General features: G+C 70.8%; 9 protein-coding genes. 2 read left to right on the forward strand and 7 right to left on the reverse strand.

The annotated features are described in order from the left end of the window. Positions 1-150 precede the first annotated feature (150 nt). Positions 151-2358, forward strand: coding sequence for an NADP-dependent isocitrate dehydrogenase (locus ACQ5SO_RS00280; protein ID WP_430939558.1), 2208 nt, complete (start codon positions 151-153; stop codon positions 2356-2358). A gap of 92 nt (positions 2359-2450) precedes the next feature. Here the strand turns inward: ACQ5SO_RS00280 and ACQ5SO_RS00285 are convergent, their stop codons facing one another. Both ACQ5SO_RS00285 and ACQ5SO_RS00290 read right to left on the reverse strand, forming a co-directional pair. Continuing rightward, on the reverse strand, positions 2451-3233 hold the full coding sequence (locus tag ACQ5SO_RS00285) for an IclR family transcriptional regulator (protein WP_430939559.1): 783 nt from the start codon (positions 3231-3233) through the stop codon (positions 2451-2453). Next, positions 3230-3631, reverse strand: coding sequence for an acyl-CoA thioesterase (locus tag ACQ5SO_RS00290; protein ID WP_430939560.1), 402 nt, complete (start codon positions 3629-3631; stop codon positions 3230-3232). Before ACQ5SO_RS00290 ends, ACQ5SO_RS00285 begins: the two co-directional genes overlap by 4 nt. A gap of 93 nt (positions 3632-3724) precedes the next feature. Between ACQ5SO_RS00290 and ACQ5SO_RS00295 the strand changes: the two genes are divergently transcribed. Then, entirely contained in the window at positions 3725-6451 is a 2727-nt protein-coding gene (locus tag ACQ5SO_RS00295; protein WP_430939561.1) for a benzoate-CoA ligase family protein, read from the forward strand. Between the two features lie 401 nt (positions 6452-6852). Here the strand turns inward: ACQ5SO_RS00295 and ACQ5SO_RS00300 are convergent, their stop codons facing one another. From ACQ5SO_RS00300 to ACQ5SO_RS00320, 5 genes are all read right to left on the reverse strand, one after another. Next, positions 6853-9576, reverse strand: a complete 2724-nt coding sequence (locus tag ACQ5SO_RS00300) for a methyl-accepting chemotaxis protein (RefSeq protein ID WP_430939562.1) — start codon at positions 9574-9576, stop codon at positions 6853-6855. A 71-nt stretch (positions 9577-9647) separates the two neighbouring features. Beyond that, a complete protein-coding gene (locus ACQ5SO_RS00305) occupies positions 9648-10811 on the reverse strand; it encodes an ABC transporter substrate-binding protein (RefSeq protein ID WP_430939563.1) in 1164 nt (387 codons plus the stop codon). Between the two features lie 204 nt (positions 10812-11015). Continuing rightward, entirely contained in the window at positions 11016-11792 is a 777-nt protein-coding gene (locus ACQ5SO_RS00310) for a transporter substrate-binding domain-containing protein (protein ID WP_430939564.1), read from the reverse strand. Between the two features lie 22 nt (positions 11793-11814). Continuing rightward, positions 11815-12525, reverse strand: a complete 711-nt coding sequence (locus tag ACQ5SO_RS00315) for an amino acid ABC transporter permease (protein WP_430939565.1) — start codon at positions 12523-12525, stop codon at positions 11815-11817. After that, positions 12522-13199 (reverse strand): amino acid ABC transporter permease, encoded by a 678-nt coding sequence (locus ACQ5SO_RS00320; protein WP_430939566.1) that lies wholly within the window; start codon positions 13197-13199, stop codon positions 12522-12524. The genes ACQ5SO_RS00315 and ACQ5SO_RS00320 overlap by 4 nt, the downstream gene beginning before the upstream one ends. Positions 13200-13480 lie beyond the last annotated feature (281 nt).

Raw genomic sequence — 13480 nt, forward strand, 5'->3', positions numbered from 1 at the left:
ACTGCGCCCCGGAAGCACGCCGCAGCGACCGACCGCCTCCGACCGCTGATCCCCGGATAGCGACATGGCCGCACGCCCCTGTATACGGCTGTAGACCGTGGCGCCCCCGTCGGCTAGCTTCCGCGCGCCCAAGGACAAAGGTGGTGAATCATGGCCGACTCGAACACGCCCGACATCATTTACACCAAGGTGGACGAAGCGCCGGAGCTGGCCTCCGCGTCGCTCCTGCCGATCATCCGCAAGTTCGCGTCCGCCGCCGGGATCTCGGTGGGGACCATGGACATCTCGCTGGCCGGCCGCATCATCGCGACCTTCCCCGAGAGCCTGACGGAAGAGCAGCGCCAGAACGACGACCTCGCCGCGCTGGGCGAGCTGGTGAAGACCCCGGAAGCCAACGTCATCAAGCTGCCGAACATCTCCGCCTCGGTCCCGCAGCTCGTCGCCGCGATCAAGGAGCTCCAGTCCCAGGGCTACGCCCTGCCGGATTACCCCGAGGAGCCCGCCACGGACGAAGAGAAAGAGATCCGCGCCCGCTATGACGGCATCAAGGGCTCGGCCGTGAACCCGGTGCTGCGCGAGGGCAACTCGGACCGCCGCGCCGCCATCGCGGTGAAGAAATTCGCCCAGGCCAACCCGCACCGCATGGGCGAGTGGACGGCCGACAGCAAGACCCGCGTCGCCACCATGGGCGCGAACGACTTCTATTCGAACGAGAAGTCCGCGACCCTCGGGGACGCCGCCGAGGCGACCATCGTGTTCGAGGGCGCCGACGGGTCGAAGACCGAGCTGAAGAAAGTCTCCTACCCCGCCGGGACCGTGGTGGACGCGACCTTCATGTCCGCGACCGCCCTGCACAAGTTCCTGCTGGACGAGATCGCCAACACCGCCAAGGACGACGGCGTGCTGTTCTCGCTGCACATGAAGGCCACCATGATGAAGGTCTCGGACCCCATCATCTTCGGCCATGCCGTGCGCGCCTGGCTGCAGCCGGTGTTCCAGAAATTCGGCGAGCGGCTCGAGGCGCTGGGCGTGAACCCCAATTCCGGCATGGGCGACCTGCTGGAGCGGGTGAAGGACGACGCCGAGATCATGGCCGAGATCGAGGCCTGCAACGCCGCGCGCCCGCCGATGTACATGGTGAACTCCGCCAAGGGGATCACCAACCTGCACGTGCCGTCCGACGTCATCATCGACGCCTCCATGCCCGCGTTGATCCGCGACGGCGGCAAGGGCTGGGGCCCGGACGACAAGCAGCACGACACCGTCTGCGTGATCCCCGACAGCTCCTACGCCACCGTCTATGACGAGGCGATCGAGTTCTTCAAACAGAACGGCAAGCTGAACCCCGCCACCGCCGGCGCGGTGCAGAACATCGGGCTGATGGCGCAGAAGGCCGAGGAATACGGCTCGCACCCCACCACGTTCGAGATGCCCTCCGAAGGCGTCGTGCGCATGGTGCTGGCCGACGGCACGGTGCTGCATGAGCACGCGGTGCAGCAGGGCGACATCTGGCGCTCGGCCTCGGCCCGCAAGGCGCCGATCGAGGACTGGGTGAACCTCGCCATCGACCGCCAGAAGGCGGAAGGCTGCGAGGCGGTGTTCTGGCTGGACGCCAACCGCGCCCATGACGCCGAGCTGATCAAGTACGTCAAGCCGATCCTCGAGGCCCGCGGCGTGGCGGACAAGTTCGAGATCATGGCCCCGCGCGAAGCGACCCGCCGCGCGCTGGAGACGATCACCGCCGGCAAGAACCACATCGCCATCACCGGCAACGTGCTGCGCGACTACCTGACCGACCTGTTCCCGATCCTCGAGCTGAACACCTCGGCCAAGATGCTGTCGATCGTGAAGCTGATGAACGGCGGCGGCCTGTTCGAAACGGGCGCCGGCGGTTCGGCCCCCAAGCATGTCCAGCAGCTGCAGGAGCAGAACCACCTGCGCTGGGACTCGCTGGGCGAGTTCTGCGCGCTGGGCGAGAGCTTCAAGTTCCTCGCCGACCAGAAGGGCTCCGAGAAGGCCCGCGTGCTGGGCGAGGCGGTCGACGCCGCCACCCAGGGCGTGCTGGACGAGAACCGCTCGCCGTCGCGCAAGGTCGGTGAACCGGACAACCGCGACAGCCACTTCTGGTTCGCCCTCTACTGGGCCGAGGCGCTGGCCGCACAGGACAAGGACGCCGAGCTGAAGGCGGAGTTCGCCCCGGTGGCCGAGGCGCTGCGCGCCAATGCCGACAAGATCGTGGCCGAGCTGGCCGCGGCGCAGGGCCCGGCGGTGGACCTCGGGGGCTACTACCATGGCGACGCGGAGAAGACCGCCGCCGTGATGCGCCCCTCGGCCACGCTGAACGGCATCATCGGCTGATTTCGGCCTGATGGACGCGGAAAACCCCCGCCGGAGCGATCCGGCGGGGGTTTTTCTTTGCCGCGCGGGGCAGGGGGCTTGGGGCAGGGGGATCAGCCCACCGAATGCGCCTTGCCGAAAGCGGTCAGCGCCGCGACCGCCGGGCCGCCGGGGTCCAGCGCAGCGGGGTCCGAGCCGATCAGGGTCACCGCCAGCTGCGCCTCGCCCTGCCAGTCGAGCACCGGGGCGGCCAGCGCCACCAGCCCGGGGATGAAATCGCCGTCCACCGTCGCGTAGCCGCGCCCGCGCAGGCGCTCCCGCAGCGCCTTCACCCCGGCCTGCGTCGGCTCGAGATCCGGGACCAGCCGCGGGTTCTTCTTCGCCCGGCTCAGCTCCGCCGCCAGCGTGCCGCGCAGGGGCGCCTCGGCCCCCCAGGCGAGGAACACCCGCCCCGACGCGGAGTTCAGCAGCGGCAGCGCCGAGCCGAGACCCATCGAGGTCACCGCCGGGCTCTCGGCCCGCTCCCACCGCACCACGACGGCGCCCTGGGGGCTCCAGACCGACACGAGGCCGGTCATCCCGGTGGCGGCGCAGAGCTCGGGCAGCGCGTCGGCCACGTCGTTCACGAAGTCATGCCGCGCCAGCGCCGCCAGCCCAAGGGCCATCGCCCCGGGGCCGAGCGTGTATTTGCCGGACTTCTCCACCTGCGCCGCCAGCCCGGCGCGCACGAAGGCGCCGAGGTATCGGTGCACCTTGCTCGGGGCCATGTCGCAGGCGCGCGCGAGGTCCGAGAGCGCGGCGGGCCCCCCGGCGTCGCGCAGCGCCCCCAGCACCACCAGCGCAAGGTCCAGCGACTGGGCGCCGGAGCGCGCCTTGCCTGCCTCCTCCCCGCTCATGCCGGGTCGAGGATCGCCCGCAGCGGCGCCATCTCGCCGCCGCGCAGGCCGGTTTCGGTGCGGATGAACATGCCGCGGACCTCGGTCCCGGTCATCGCCACGGTGTCGCCGAGGCGGCCCTCGTAGCGCAGGGTCAGGCTCTTCTCACTCCATTCGAAGCCGGTGATGACGACGGTCAGCACGTCGCCGGGCTTCACCGGGCGGCGGAAGCGCGCGCTTGCATCCATCAGCCCCAGGCCGATGGAGCCCACGGACTCGCAGACCTTTTCATGCCCGCCATGGCCCGCGAGATACTCGTGAAAACACGCGTCCAGCCAGCGGAAGAAGTTGGGATAGAACACGATTCCCGCCGGATCGCAGTCGCCGAAGCTGACCCGGAATTGGCTGTGATGGCGCATCGAGATTTCCACATTGAAGAAGGCATTGCACATTTCGGAACGAAGCTTATGGTTTCAGCCGACATCTGTCGAGCGAATCCGGGAGGGGATTGCATGACGCTGAGTTCCGTCGAAATTCTCGGCGGGGGGCCCGCGGGCCTCTACGCCGCCATCCTGCTGCGCAAGGCCATGCCGCATCTGCGCCTGCGCGTGACCGAGCGGAACCCCGCCGGGGCCACCTTCGGCTTCGGGGTGGTGTTCTCGGACCAGGCGCTGGATTTCCTCAAGCAGGACGATCCGTGGATCCATGACCAGATCGCCCCGGCGATGGAGCGGTGGCGGAACATGACGTTGAACCTGCCCGCGGGGCAGGAGGTGCTGGACGGGATCGGCTTCTCCGCCATCGGGCGGCTGGAGCTGATCGAGATCCTGCGCGAGCGGGCCGAGAGCCTCGGCATCGACATCCGTTTCGACACCGAGGTGACGGACCTGGCGGAACTGGACGCGGACCTGGTGATCGGCGCCGACGGGCTGAACTCGCTGGTCCGCGCCAGCGACCCCGAGGCGTTCGGCACGAAGATGGAGGAATTCACCAACCACTTCGCGTGGTTCGGCACGGACCGGCCCTTCGACACGCTGACCCAGACCTTCGTCGACACCGACAAGGGGCCGCTCAACGCCCACCACTACCGCTTCGCGCCGGATCGCAGCACCTTCATCGTGGAATGCGAGGCGGACACCTTCGACGCTTACGGCTTCGGCGGGATGTCCGAGGAGGAGAGCGCGGCGCTGTGCGGCGAGATCTTCGCGGACGCGCTGCAGGGCGCGAAGCTGGTCTGCAACAAGTCCCACTGGCGCAACTTCCCGCGGCTGTGGTGCGAGAACTGGGTGGCCGGGCGCCGGGTGATCCTCGGCGACGCCGCGCACACGGCGCATTTCTCCATCGGCTCGGGCACGCGCCTGGCGATGGAGGACGTCAACTCGCTGGTCGCCCACCTGGCCGCGGAGCCGGACGTGGACGCGGCGCTGGCCAACTGGCAGGCCGAGCGCCTGCCCATCGCGAAGAAGATCGTCGACGCCGCCAACACCTCGGCCCGCTGGTACGAGCATTTCGGTGAGAAGATCGCCCTGCCGCCGCTCGACTTCGCCTTCGACTACCTGTCGCGCTCCGGCCGCGTGGACCTCGAGCGGATGCGCAAGCTGGCGCCCGATTTCACCGCCCGCTACGAGGCCGCCCATGCCGAGGATCCGATCGTGGACCCGGTGGCCGACGATCTGCCCGGCGCGGTGGAGATCGGCTACCGGCGCGCGGATCACCCCAATTGCTCCGAGATCCTGTGGCAGAACCTGGCGCGCAACCCGGACAAGACCGCCGTCACCGGCCCGGGCGGCACGCTGAGCTATGCCGAGTTGATCGCCGAGGCGTCGCGCTGGGGCCATGCCTTCGCCCGCTTCGGGCTGCGGCGGGGCGAGCGGATCGCCTTCTTCCTCGATGACGGCCCGGCCTTCGCCGCCGCCTTCTACGGCGCGGTGCGGGCGGGTTTCGTGCCGGTGCTGCTCAACACCCAGACCCGGGCGGAACTGCTGAACTATTTCCTCAAGGACAGCGGCGCGCGGATCGCGGTTTGCGAGGGCGCTTTCCAGGAGGTGATGGCCGAGGCCCGCCCCGGCTCGCGCGTCTCCAAGGTCGTGCTGGTCGGCGGGACGCCCGCCGGCGCGTCCGAGCAGTGCGAGGTGGATTTCACCGCGGGGATGCCCGAGTCGCTGGAGGCCGCCGACACCGGCCCCGACGACATGGCGCTGTGGATGTATTCCTCGGGCTCGACCGGGCGGCCCAAGGGGATCGTCCACATGCACCACGACCTCGCCTATGCCGACATGGCCTTCGGGCGGCGGGTGCTGCAGCTGGAGCCGTCGGACATTTGCTATTCCGTGCCGAAGGCGTTCTTCGCCTACGGGTTCGGCAATTCGCTGCTGTTCCCGTTCTCGGTCGGCGCGACCTCGGTGCTGACCCCGGGCCAGCCGCGCCCCGACATGGTGTGGGCGGCGCTGGAGACCTGGCGGCCGACCGTCTTCTTCGGGCTGCCGACCCTCTACACCGCGCTGGCCCATGCGCCGGGGGCGGCGGAGAAGGACCTGTCCTTCCTGCGCCGCTCGATGTCCGCGGCCGAGACGCTGAGCGCCGAGATCTATGGCGCGTGGAAGGCGCTGGCCGGGCACGGGCCGACCGAGGGGCTGGGCAGCACCGAGATGCTGCACGTGTACCTGTCGAACACCCATGACGATCATCGCCTCGGGTCGGCGGGCGCCCGCGTGCCGGGCTACGAGATCCGGCTGGTGGACCCGGACGGGCGCGAGGTGGCCGCGGGCGAGGAAGGGGTGATGGAGGTGCGCGGGCATTCTTCCGCGCCCTGCTACTGGAACCGCCCCGACAAGACGCGCGAGACGATGCGCGGCGACTGGATCCACACCGGCGACCGCTTCATCGCGCGGGACGGGCATTACTATTTCCAGGGCCGGGCGGATGACCTGGTGAAGGTCTCGGGGCAATGGGTCTGGCCGCTGGAGGTGGAGCGGTGCCTGAACGAGCATCCCGAGGTTCGGGAATGCGCGGTGCTGGCGCACAAGCTGGCGGATGAGCGGATCGCGTTGCGCGCCGTGGTGGCGCTGCGCGACGGCGGCGGCGATGCGGCGGCGACCGAGCGGCTGCGGGCCTTCGTGAAGGAGCGGCTGACCCCCTACAAGCGGCCGGGCATCGTCGATTACGTTGCCGAGCTGCCCAAGACGGGGACCGGCAAGATCGACCGCCAGGCGCTGGTGGCGATGGCGGTGGAGGCCTGACGGGCGGGGCGCGGTCCGGCCTCGGTCCGCGCCCGGTCCCCGGAGATGGCGCGGCGGCGCGTCCCCGGCGCCCGGACCGTTCCGGCGGGCCGGGTTGATGCGCCCCCGCGCCGCCGTTCGGCGCCGCGCGCCGGGCCCTCCCCCCCCTCGCCGGCGGGTCGGGACTGCGCGGAAGGCGTCGCCGTCCCTCGGGCGGCGCCGCGCCGAAACGGCGGACGGGCCGGGGCGTGTCGCGCCCCGGCCCGTCTCGTGCTGTAGGACCCGTGCCGCCCCGTCCCGTGGTCCGGGTTGGGGTGGGGGCGAGGGCCAGGGCCAGGGCCGGGGCCGGGGCGTCCTGGCCGCCCCCGGCCCGGCCGCCTGCCGACCCGCGCTGGAGGGCGGGCGGCGAGGGCCTGCACAGGTCAGGCCGCCCGGGCGTCCCTGTCCGCGGAGCGGTCGGCGTCGTTCACCTGGAACTCCGCCACCACCCGCTCGAGGCGGTCGAGCTCCTGCACCATCTCGGTCGCCGCGCCGGTGGAGCGGTCGGCGAAGGCGGCGTTGGCCTGGGTGGCCTGGTCGAGATCGGCGACCGACTGGTTCACCTCGTCCACGCCCTGGGTCTGCTCGCGCCCCGCGGCGGCGATGTCGGCCAGCGACTCGATCAGCGGCTGGACCGATTCCTCGATCTCCCGCAGCGCCGCGCCGGTCGCCTCGACGCTCGAGACGCCCGCCGCCACGCTCGCCGCGCTTTCCTCGATCAGCTCGGTGATGTTGCGGGTCGCTTCGCCCGAGCGCTGGGCGAGGGTGCGGACCTCGGCGGCGACGACCGCGAAGCCCTTGCCCGCCTCGCCCGCCCGCGCGGCCTCGACCGCGGCGTTGAGGGCCAGCAGGTTGGTCTGGAACGAGATCCCCTCGATCACCGAGATGATGTCGGTGATGCGCGAGGAGCTCTGCTCGATCCGCTGCACGTTCTCCACCGCCGCGCGCGCGGCGGAGCCGCCGGAAGTGGTCTTCTCCGACACGGCGCGGGACAGCGCCTCGGCGCGGTTGAGCGAGTCGACGTTGGACTTGATCGCCGCGGCCATCTCCTCCATCGCCGCCGCCGTTTCCTCGAGCGTCGCGGCCTGGCCCTCGGTGCGCTGCGAGAGCTCCCGCGCGCCGCCGCTGAGCCCGTCGGCCCGGCGGGCGGCGGCGTCGACGCCGCTGCGGATGGTGCCGACCAGCTCGCACAGCCGGTCGAAGGAGGCGTTCACGTCGCGCTGCAGGGCGGCGAAATCGCCGTGGAACGTGCCCTCCATCCGCTGGGTCAGGTCGGCGCTGGCCAGCGCCGACACCGCCTTGCGCGCGGCCGAGAGGCCGGAATTGGAGGCGTCGAGCAGCTGGTTGACGTCGGCGGCCAGCGCCGAGATCTCGGGGTCGTCGAACTTCGCCTCGACCCGGCGCGAGAAGTCCCCGCGCGAGCCGGCGGCGACGACCTTGCCGATCTCCTCGGACAGCTGGTGGAACATCGCGGCGCGGCGCTCCTCCTCCTCCTTCTCGCGCGTGGCCGATTCCTCGCGCATCCGCTCCATGTCGAGAAGGCTCTGGCGGAACACCTCGAGCGCCTCGGCCATCTGGCCGATCTCGTCCTTGCGGTTGTCGAAGCCGGTCAGGCGGCGCATCTCGCCGCGCGCGATGCGGGCGGTGGCGCCGGTCAGCTGCGACAGCGGCCGGGCGACGCCGCGGATGGCGAACAGGATGGATCCCGCCGTCACGACGGCGGCGGAGAGGGCCACGCCCGAGAGGATGAGCAGCGCGCCTGCGGTGCGGTCCGAGACCTGCACGGCGTCGGCGTCGAGCCGTTCCATCACATTGTCGCCCTGGGCGCCGGCGCCGGCGACCACCTCGGCCAGCAGCTCCGACATCCGCTCCAGCTCGTTGCGCGCGCGGATCTCGCTTTCGAGCGCGGCGCGGCGATGGGCGATCAGCCCGTCGGTCGGCGAGGCGGCGGCCTTCAGCCGTTCGAGGATCGCGGCGAAGGCCTCGCCGCCCGCCTTGCTGGCGGCGGTCAGGCGGATCGAGCCGCGGCGCGCCTGCTTGGCGGCGGCGTCGAGGGTTTCGATGTCGGAGGCGGTGGCGGCGGTGACGGCCAGGGTCAGGAAACCGCCGAGCTCGGAGCGCAGCCGGGAGACGGCGCGGGACTGGGCGACCTCGTCCTCCAGCAGGCGGCGCACCGCCTCGCGGTTGGACTCGCCCGCCTCGCTCGCGCCGATCTCCAGCGTGAACAGCGCGTCGTCGAGGGTGGTGGCGAGGCCCGCATCGGCCGCGGCGCGGGCGCGCAGGAACTGCTCGCGCCAGGCGGGGCCGCGGATCGTGGTTTCGTTGAGCTGCATCAGCTCGCGGATCTTCTCGACCGCGTCCGCGTCCATGTGGGACATGATCGGGCTTTCGAGGATCGCGCCGATGCGCCGCGCGGCGGCGGTCTCGAGGTCGGAGAGGATCGAGGTCAGCCCCGCTTCGCGCGACAGCGAGCGGGCGGCGGCGGCGCCGGACAGCAGGTTCACCTCGGCCCGCAGCTCCAGCGCCGCGCCGGCCAGGGCCATGTCGCGCGACACCAGCGTGTCGAGCGCGCCGGTGATGTCGCCCGAGGCGCGGGCGGCGGCGGCGTCGAGGGCGACGACCGAGTCCTTCTCGATGGCCAGCAGCAGCTCGCCCGCGTCGTTGGCGGCGGCGAACAGCGCGGCGATCGCCTGCTTCACGCGGGCCCCGGCCTCGAGGCTCGAGGCCTGCGCGGCGGCGAAATCTTCAAGCGAGGCGCTCGCCGCCTCGAGCGACGGGCCGGCGGCGTCCTGGGCCTCGCGCGACATGTCCGACAGCGCGGCCTGCGCCTCGGCGACGCCCTCGCGCGCGGCGTCGGCGTGCATGCGGATGTTCTGCTGATCGGAGGAGGTGCCGATCTGGCCGAGATGGAGCACCATGCGCGCGCCGCTGGACAGCAGCCGCAGGCTCGCGTCGACCTGCGGCAGGCTGTTCTGGCGCATCTCGCCGAAAGTCTCGTCCACCGTCGAGAACTCGACGAAGCTGACGCCGATGGCGCCGAGCGTGAATGCGCCGAGCGCCAGGTTCATGGCGACGAGACGGGCGCGGATGGTGTGGAGCTTGATCATGGAGCCCTGCCAGCGGTCTGCGGAACGGGGGACGCGCCCGGCCCCGTCGGGGGTCGGGCGCGGGGGATGGGTCAGGAGCCGGAGCCGACCTGTTCGAAGCCGCCGGCGCCGTCCATGCGGGTCAGGAAGACGTCGTCGAGGCCCTGGTTGTCGCCCGGCCCGAAGCTGGCGGTCACGCCGCCGAAATCGAGCGCGCCGAGCCCTTCGAAGGCGGCGAGATAGGCCGCGCGGGTCGGCTCGGGGCCCGCGGCCTCGAGCGCGGCGAGGGCCATGCGGCCGACGAGATAGCCCTCGAGGGTCACGAAGTTGGGCTGCGCGCCCGCGTCCACGGCCTTCATCGCGGCCTGGTAGGCGGCCACAACCGGCAGGGCGTCGTTCCACGGGAACGGCACCACCTGGCTGATGATCACGCCGGCGCCGTCGGGGCCGAGCTCATCCGACAGGGCGCGGCTGCCGACGAAGGAGATGTTGACGAAGGTCGGGTCCATCTTCAGCTGGCGGGCCAGCTTCACGAAGGCCGCGATCGGCTTGTAGGCGCCGACCATCACCACCGCCTCGGGCTTGGCCTTGCGGATGTCGAGCAGGGCCGACTTCACCGCCGTGGTGTTGCGGGTGTAGGTGCCCTCGGCCGCCAGGGTCATGCCGCGCTTTTCAAGCGCCGCGGTGACGCCGGCGAGGCCGACGCGCCCGAACCCGTCGTCCTGGTAGAGGATGGCGATGGTCTTCATCCCCTTCTCATCCACCAGGTGCTTGATCCAGGCCTCGGTCTCGGCCGCGTAGGTGGCGCGCAGGTTCCAGACGTTCTTCAGGCCCGGGTCGCGCAGGAAGCCGGCGCCGGTGAACGGCCCGATGAAGGGCACGCCCGCGGCGGTCGCGGCGGGCTGGGCGGCCTTGGAGGTCGGGGTGCCGACCGCGCCGATCAGGCCGAAATGCGCGCCGCCGTCGATCAGCGACTTCACCTCGGACACGGCGCGGTCGGGCTCATACCCGTCGTCGAAGCTGTCGAGCGTCACCTTGCGCCCGTGCACGCCGCCGGCGCGGTTCGCTTCCTCGAACGCGGCGAGGATGCCGGCGCGCATGCCGGTCCCGAGCGCGCCCGCCGGGCCTTCCAGCGCCGCCACCTGGGCGAAGGCCACCGCGTCCGGGGTCACGCCCGGTTCGGCCTTCGCGCCCGTGGGTCCCATTCCGAAGGCCAGCGCCGCCGCGGCGGCCGCCATCGCGATTCCTCGAATCATGCCTCTCCCCTTCCTCTCAAGGTGCAGTCGGGGTCTTTTTGAGGCCGAGGGATTTCGATTGGGTTGACGCCCCGCTCACGCTGTTGCGGCGCAGGCGCGCGGATGAGAAACGCCCGTCCCCCGGACGGGAACGGGCGTCTGAAGCGCGACGGGGGCGGGGCGGGAGCGAGGCGCCCCGCCCCCGCGGCGGCGTCCCCGGGGGGATCAGAAGGTCGGCAGCGGCGGCAGCTTCTGGCCCAGCCATTTCTGGGAGATGGCGTCGAGCTCGCCACCCAGCTTCTTGTGCAGGATGAAGACGTTCACCCACTGCAGCAGGTCGAAATCGCCCTTCTTCACGCCGATGAAGGCGGGGGATTCCTTGATCACGAACTTGGTCTCGAGGCCGATATCCGGCATCTTCGCCGCGATCTCGGCCGCCGCGGTGTTGCCCGAGACGAGCACGTCGACCTGGCCCGAGGTGAAGGCCGAGAGGGTGGCGGCGTTGTCGCCGAAGCGCACGATCTCGACGCCCTCGGGGGCCATCTTGGTCAGCTCCAGGTCTTCCAGGGTGCCGCCGGTCAGGCCGACCTTCTTGCCCACGAGGTCCTCGGGGGCGCCGATCTCCATGTCCGCGGCGGCGAAGGCGCCCGAGAAGAACGGCGCGTAGGCGGCCGAGAACCAGATCGACTTGGCGCGTTCCGGGTTGGCGCCCATGACCGAGATCACCAGGTCCACGCGGTCGGTCTCGAGGAACGGGATGCGCTGTTTCGACACCACCGGGACCAGCTCCAGCTCGACCCCGAGATTCTCGGCCACAAGCTTGGCGACGTCGACGTCGTAGCCGACATGCTCGCCCTCGTCGCCGAGGCTGCCGAAGGGCGCGAAGCTCTCGGGCACGCCGATCTTGACCACGCCGGCCTCGAGGATGTCGGACAGGTCCGCCATGGCGGGAACCGGCAGCGCCATCAGCGCGGCGGCGGCGAGCATCTTGATGGATTTCATGGGGTTCTCTCCTCTGTCGGGGTCATGCGGCCGCCTGCGCGGCTCCTGTTTTCGACGGGGCGCCCAGCTTGCGCTCCAGGTGCGCCGCGAGACGCGAGAGCGGGAAGCACAGGCAGAAATAGATGAGGGCCATGACGGGGAAGACGACGAAGGGCTCGGTCCCGTCCACCGGCGCGTTGGCCCAGCGCTTGCCGATGGCCATCAGGTCGTGGAAGCCGATGATATAGGCCAGCGAAGTGCCCTTGATGATCTGCACCATGAAGCCGACGGTGGGGGCGAGCGAGACGCGCGCCGCCTGGGGCAGGATCACCTTGCCCAGGGTCTTGCCGAAGCCGAGGCCGAGGGCGCGGGCGCCTTCCCACTGGCCCTGGCCGACGGACTCGATGGCGCCGCGCCAGACATCGGCGAGGTAGGCCGAGGTGTAGATGGTCAGCGACACGGAGGCGGCGGTCCAGGGGTCGACCTCCACCCCCAGCAGCCGCGGGGCGCCGAGGCCCGACAGGAACAGCAGCATCAGCAGCGGCGTCGACTGGAACAGCCAGATCCAGGCGAGGGCGAAGCGGCGGGGCAGGCGGCCGGGCAGGATCCGCAGGAAGGCGATCAGCGCGCCGATGGCGCCGCCGCCCGCGAAGGCGATCAGCGACAGGTAGATGGTGAACTGGGTCGCATCCAGCAGCTGGAACAGCACGATCCCCTCGGGCTTGCCGAGGGCGGCGACGAGCATGTCCTTCATCGCGCCTCCTTCCACCGGAACAGGCGGGATTCGGCCCAGGCCATCAGCCCTTTGAAGGCCAGCGAGATGGCGATGTAGAGGATGGTGAGGGTGATGAAGACCTCGAAGGACCGGAAGGTGCGGCTGTCGATGAACAGCCCCGCATTGGTCAGGTCCCGCACCCCGATCTCCGAGATCACGGCCGTGGTCAGGAACAGGAAGATGAACTGCGAGCCCAGCGACGGGAACATCCGCGCCACCGCCTGCGGCAGCACGATGCGCGTGAAGATCACGCCCCGGCGCACGCCCAGCGCCTCGGCGGCCTCAAGCTGGCCCTTGTCCACGCCCTGGTATCCGGCGCGCAGGATCTCGGCGAAATAGGCCGAGAAGTTGAGGGTCAGCGCCAGCACCGCGTGGGCCCAGAACGGCCACTGGTAGCCGAGGAGCATGGGCAGGCCGAAGGCGACGAAGAACAGCTGCACGATCAGCGGCGTGTTGCGCACCACCTCCACGTAGACCGCCGCGACATGGCGCAGGACGGGGATGCGGGCATGGCGCGACAGCGACAGGCCGAGCGCGCAGACGAAGCCGAGGAGGCCGGAGAGGGCGGTCAGCCCCGCGCTCATCGCCGCGCCCTCGGCCAGCAGGCCGAGATATTCCGGGCTTCGGTAGATTTCGAAGAAGCGCAGCTCCACGCGTCGGGCTCCCCCCCTTGGGTCTGGTGCGGTGCAGCAGACCGGGAGGAGCAGGGGCGAGTCAATGCGCAGGGGGTGAATTTGGGCAATTTCTTGAGAATGCCTGAACTGAGGGCGCCAAATCCGCAGTGAAGTCGAAAAATTGGTCATCCATCCCGGGCAGAGCCCGGCCGCGCCCCGCTTTGCATCGGCCCCTTCTTTGGGCCGGCGGCGGGCCGCGCGGGCGGCGCCGCGGGGCTTGACCTGATGCGGGCGGGGCGGACAATGACGCGTCACACGCC

This window comes from Rhodovulum sp. DZ06 (assembly GCF_050586345.1).
Lineage (GTDB): Bacteria > Pseudomonadota > Alphaproteobacteria > Rhodobacterales > Rhodobacteraceae > JBOCEF01.

Excerpts from the sequence above, each read along its gene's own strand:
- ACQ5SO_RS00315 (WP_430939565.1), bottom strand. The coding sequence starts at position 12,525 with ATGAAGGACATGCTCGTCGCCGCCCTCGGCAAGCCCGAGGGGATCGTG.
- ACQ5SO_RS00310 (WP_430939564.1), bottom strand. The coding sequence starts at position 11,792 with ATGAAATCCATCAAGATGCTCGCCGCCGCCGCGCTGATGGCGCTGCCG.
- ACQ5SO_RS00280 (WP_430939558.1), top strand. The coding sequence starts at position 151 with ATGGCCGACTCGAACACGCCCGACATCATTTACACCAAGGTGGACGAA.
- ACQ5SO_RS00305 (WP_430939563.1), bottom strand. The coding sequence starts at position 10,811 with ATGATTCGAGGAATCGCGATGGCGGCCGCCGCGGCGGCGCTGGCCTTC.
- ACQ5SO_RS00290 (WP_430939560.1), bottom strand. The coding sequence starts at position 3,631 with ATGCGCCATCACAGCCAATTCCGGGTCAGCTTCGGCGACTGCGATCCG.
- ACQ5SO_RS00295 (WP_430939561.1), top strand. The coding sequence starts at position 3,725 with ATGACGCTGAGTTCCGTCGAAATTCTCGGCGGGGGGCCCGCGGGCCTC.
- ACQ5SO_RS00300 (WP_430939562.1), bottom strand. The coding sequence starts at position 9,576 with ATGATCAAGCTCCACACCATCCGCGCCCGTCTCGTCGCCATGAACCTG.
- ACQ5SO_RS00285 (WP_430939559.1), bottom strand. The coding sequence starts at position 3,233 with ATGAGCGGGGAGGAGGCAGGCAAGGCGCGCTCCGGCGCCCAGTCGCTG.